The 3,857-nt window shown below is 57.8% G+C and carries 1 protein-coding gene, 1 tRNA gene, 1 rRNA gene and 4 pseudogenes; 3 read left to right on the forward strand and 4 right to left on the reverse strand.

Translation table 11 applies throughout. The features are described 5' to 3' along the window. Positions 1–203 (forward strand): annotated as a pseudogene (locus IEX27_RS20905) (DDE-type integrase/transposase/recombinase); the annotation flags it as partial. A 31-nt stretch (positions 204–234) separates the two neighbouring features. Here IEX27_RS20905 and IEX27_RS20910 read toward each other — a convergent pair. Next, positions 235–1,104 (reverse strand): annotated as a pseudogene (locus tag IEX27_RS20910) (IS3 family transposase); the annotation flags it as partial. A gap of 74 nt (positions 1,105–1,178) precedes the next feature. Between IEX27_RS20910 and IEX27_RS20915 the strand changes: the two are divergent. Continuing rightward, the gene (locus IEX27_RS20915; RefSeq protein WP_188723007.1) at positions 1,179–2,210 is read left to right on the forward strand and encodes an IS110 family RNA-guided transposase; all 1,032 of its coding nucleotides are present in this window, start codon (positions 1,179–1,181) and stop codon (positions 2,208–2,210) included. Between the two features lie 252 nt (positions 2,211–2,462). On the opposite strand, the pseudogene IEX27_RS20920 reads toward IEX27_RS20915, so the two are convergent. Further along, positions 2,463–2,804, reverse strand: a pseudogene (locus tag IEX27_RS20920) (transposase); the annotation flags it as partial. A 70-nt stretch (positions 2,805–2,874) separates the two neighbouring features. Between IEX27_RS20920 and IEX27_RS20925 the strand changes: the two are divergent. Beyond that, positions 2,875–3,396 (forward strand): annotated as a pseudogene (locus tag IEX27_RS20925) (integrase core domain-containing protein); the annotation flags it as partial. A 44-nt stretch (positions 3,397–3,440) separates the two neighbouring features. On the opposite strand, the gene IEX27_RS20930 reads toward IEX27_RS20925, so the two are convergent. Both IEX27_RS20930 and rrf read right to left on the reverse strand, forming a co-directional pair. After that, positions 3,441–3,517 (reverse strand) — tRNA-Met (locus IEX27_RS20930). Between the two features lie 233 nt (positions 3,518–3,750). Continuing rightward, a 5S ribosomal RNA gene (gene rrf, locus IEX27_RS20935) occupies positions 3,751–3,857 on the reverse strand; the annotation flags it as partial.

Raw genomic sequence — 3,857 nt, forward strand, 5'->3', positions numbered from 1 at the left:
GTGACGGACGCTACTGTTACCCTTTGACCGTCACCGATCAGGCCTCGCGCATGATCCTGTGCTGTGAAGCCCTTGAATCGACCCGCGAGCAGCCGGTCATCGAGGCCTTTGTCCAGCTCTTCAGGGAACGCGGCCTTCCGGCGGCGATCCGCAGCGACAACGGCCTGCCCTTTGCCAGTCCGAACGGACTCTACAACCTGTCTGGAGTGCCCCCCGTTTCACCGGACATGTCGGCTAGTTTGATTTAGCTCTGATGAACTGCCGTGGGGAAGCCATCTTGAGCGCGGAATGGGGATGGATTTCGTTGTAATCCTCGATCCATCCGTCGATGAGCCGGAGCGCTGTTTCGGCGTCCGGTAGCGCAGATATGCGGATATAGTCCCGCTTCAGGGTTTTGACGAAGGCTTCCGACATGCCGTTTGACTGCGGACTGGCCACCGGCGTGAAGCAAGGCGTCAGATTGAGCGCCTGTGCAAACAGCCTCGTATCCCTCGCGGTGTAAGCTGAGCCATTGTCCGAGAGATGCTCGATTGCGTGCGGGGCTCGGGTTGCTGCGAACCGTTTCTCGACCGCCTCCAGCATCATGTCGCGCACGTCTGAGCCAGAGATGCCTGCGTTGGCGACCGCCCCCCAGGCAATGATCTCGCGGTCGAAGGCATCGATGATGAAGGCGAGACGAATGACCTCGCCATTCCAGCAGGTGAACTCCAGCCCGTCGGAGCACCAGCGCAGGTTCGAGCGCATGACCATGACCTTGCCGTCATGGATGCGGCCCTTGCGAACGGCCGTATGCTTCTCCAGCAGCATGGCGTGGTTGCCCATGATGCGATGAACCCGTTTGGCGTTGACGACAGGCTTATCGGCGGCTCGCCTTTCGCGGTTGAGGAGCGCGGCGATCCGCCGATAGCCGTAGGTTGGCCTTTGATCCACCAGCCTTCGAATGGTGGGCAGGAGTTCTGCATCATCGGCCTTGTGATAGGGCCCGCGCGGCTTCGATCTGCCTTTCAAGCGCTCGACGAGGTTGGAACGGGAGACGCCTAGCGTGTCTGCGACAGTCTTCATCGGGAACCGTCCTTCGGCAACAAGATTGGCCGCGATATCCGTTTAGGGAATGGCCCGCCCCTTTCCCCAGCGTCTATTATGATGCTGTCGTGTGTGAGAAAGAAAGGAACGGGCCAATGACTATAGTGATCCTTGGAATTGATCTGGGCAAGAACTCTTGCAGCGTAGTTGGTGTCGACGCGACCGGTAGAGTTGTCACTCGTCGGGCGATGCGCCGCCAAACGCTGATTGATTACGTGGCGAAGCTTCCAGTCTGCGTGGTTGCAATGGAAGCATGCTGCGGTGCCCATCATCTGGGCCGGCTGTTTGCGGCACAAGGTCATGAGGTTCGGCTGATGTCGCCGGAATACGTTCGCCCATATATAAAGGCCCAGAAAAATGACGACCGGGACGCTGAGGGTATTGCCGAAGCTGCATCTCGTCCGACCATGCGTTTTGTCGATCTTAAGAGCCAGGAGCAACTGGACCTTCAAACGCTGCATCGGGTGCGTTCTCGCCTTGTGGCCGAACGGACGAACCTCATCAATCAGCTTCGCGCAATCCTGCTGGAACGCGGGGTGATCTTTCCGGTTGGGCGGCGAAAACTCGAGTTGGGCGTGGATGGTATGCTTGCCGAGGGTATCGAGAGACTGTCACCGCGTGTGCATCAATTGGTTGGCGAATTGCGCGCCGAATGGAAGCTACTCGACGCGAAGATTGGTGCCCTAAATACTGAGTTTATCCAATTGGCGCGCAATAATGCCGCCATGCGCCGACTGACGTCGATTCCCGGTATAGGCGTACTCAATGCGACGGCCCTGGTGGCTGCGGTAGGCGATGCGAGTAGCTTCGCCAAAGCCCGCGATCTTGGTGCTTGGCTCGGACTGGTACCCAGACAATACAGTACCGGCGGTAAAGCCCGACTGCTCGGGATATCAAAACGGGGGAATACCTATTTACGCACCCTACTTATTCATGGTGCTCGCGCAGCGTTACCGTCGCTTTCAACGACTGACACGCCGCTCGGTCGATGGTTGAATGCCATGATCGAGCGAGGCGTACACCGTAACGCTGTGGTCGTGGCTCTGGCTAACAAGCTGGCGCGGATAGCGTGGGCCACCTTGCGCAAGGAAGCAGGCTTTGACCGCGGTTACCCGGTAGCTGGGTAATTAGATCGGCTACGCACTAGGAAAAACGTAGCCCAACGAGGTTTGCAGGAAGGATCGTGAAGATGGCCTGACAGTCGAACGGCGTTTAGAAAGCCCGATCAAAAAAATGGCATTCACTGCCGAACCGTTTATGGGGCTCTAGACGTGCGGATGTCCATCTTGGCTGTGAGCATGCTCACAAGACCGCATACGTTGACGCAGACTGATCAGAACACCGTAAAATCCTCTTGCTAACGGGGCGGGCCATACGTTTTTTGAGTCCGCTTTGGAAAGGGCCTCGCGGAGTATCTCGACCTCCATCGTCTTGCGGCCGAGCATGCGCTCCAACTCGCGGACACGGTCTTCCAGCTTTTTCACTTCCGAATTGCCGACAACGGGCTCGTCAGAATCCACGGCTGCAGCACCTCCCTCGCTCAAGAGCCTGCGCCACCGGTAGAGCAGATTGGGCGCAACGCCATGGCGGCGAGCGGTGGAAGATACCGTCTCGCCTGGTTCGAAACTCTGCTCGATGATTGTCAGCTTCTGCTCGGTTGTCCACCGCCTACGGCGAACATCACCCGTCAGCAATTCAACATGTCGATACTCGTTAGACATAAGCCTGTCCTCAAGTCTGTGCTTGAGCCTTTCTGCTTATGCCGACTGTCCGGTCGAAACGGGGGGCAGTTCACTGTCGAAGCTCTCGGTCTTCTGGCTCAGGCTCGGCATCACCCTCGAGCGCATTCAGCCGGGCCATCCGCAACAGAACGGCCGCCATGAACGCATGCACCGCACCCTGAAGCAGGAAACGGCACGTCCGCCGGGCATGAACGTGCTTCAGCAGCAGGATCGCTTTGACCGATTTGTCCACGAATTCAATGAGGAACGCCCGCACGAAGCCCTCGGCATGCAGACCCCGGCGGATGTCTTCGCACCGTCTTCGAAGCCCTATGACGGACTGCCCGAACTCGAATATCCCTTCCACGACAGGGACATTCTGGTCACCGCCTGCGGGCGTATCTGCATGGCAAGAAAGAAGATCAATATTTCGACCGTGCTGGCCGGTCAAAGGCTGGGAATCAAGGAGGTCGATGACGGCATTTGGCTCCTAAGCTTCATGCGGTATGATCTGGGATACATCGATCTGGAACAGAGAACCTTGCAGACAATCGACAACCCGTTCGGCACGAGGTTGTCACCCATGTCTTAGGTACAATCTGTTACCTATGTCTCCGGGCTGTACAGGCTTTGATTTGGTTGCGGGGGCAGGATTTGAACCTGCGACCTTCAGGTTATGAGCCTGACGAGCTACCGGGCTGCTCCACCCCGCGTCAACTTTTGCAGTAACCGAGCCTATGCAGCCCGGTCTTTTTTGTCTCGCCGTCCTCGGCCTATCGGCCTGCGGGCGGTCGGGGTGCTGCTCCACCCTGCGTCAACTTTGGCAGCGACTGGGCTTCAGCCCGGTCTTTGCGTAATTTCTGCTCCAACAACGATAGGCCGCGGTGAGCGGCCTTCGAGTTTGAGCTGTGAAGAGAGAATGTTTCGAAGAACATGCGTTTGGCAGACCTGGCAGCGACCTACTCTCCCGTGTCTTAAGACAAAGTACCATTGGCGCAGGGGCGTTTCACGGCCGTGTTCGGAATGGGAACGGGTGCAGCCACCCCGCAATAA

Source organism: Nitratireductor aestuarii (genome assembly GCF_014641695.1).
Classification (GTDB): domain Bacteria; phylum Pseudomonadota; class Alphaproteobacteria; order Rhizobiales; family Rhizobiaceae; genus Chelativorans; species Chelativorans aestuarii.

Coding starts and splice junctions, on each gene's coding strand:
- IEX27_RS20915 (WP_188723007.1), top strand. CDS start 1,179: ATGACTATAGTGATCCTTGGAATTGATCTGGGCAAGAACTCTTGCAGC.